Below are 440 nucleotides of genomic sequence, written 5' to 3' on the forward strand. Positions count from 1 at the left end.
GCCGCGACCGCGATCGGCCGCATCCCCGAGCGCCGGCGGCCCGAGCAGGTGGACGCGCCGCCGCGCCCCGAGCCCGTGCTGTTCCTGCTGGACCTCGCCATGCCGCGGGACGTCGACGCGGCGGCGCACCGCCTGCCCGGCGTGCGGCTCGTGGACATCGAATCGCTCGCGGAGGCCTCCGCGGACGCTCCGATGGCTGCCGATGTGGACCAGGCCCGGCGTATCGTCTCCGACGAGGTCGCCGCGTTCGGGGCGGCACAGCGGGCGGCGCACATCACGCCGACCGTCGTCGCCCTGCGGACCATGGCGGCCGACGTGGTGGCCGGTGAGATGGCCCGCCTGGAGGGGCGGCTCCCCGGCCTGGACGACAAGCACCGCGCGGAGATCACCCAGACCGTGCGACGGGTGGTCGACAAGCTGCTGCACGCCCCGACGGTCCG

Annotated in this window: 1 pseudogene; it reads left to right on the forward strand. The window is 76.1% G+C overall.

Annotated elements, in window-relative coordinates:
• Positions 1 to 440, forward strand: a pseudogene (locus LPA54_RS39115) (glutamyl-tRNA reductase); the annotation flags it as partial.

It is taken from the genome of Streptomyces sp. DH12, from assembly GCF_020873895.1.
GTDB lineage: Bacteria > Actinomycetota > Actinomycetes > Streptomycetales > Streptomycetaceae > Streptomyces.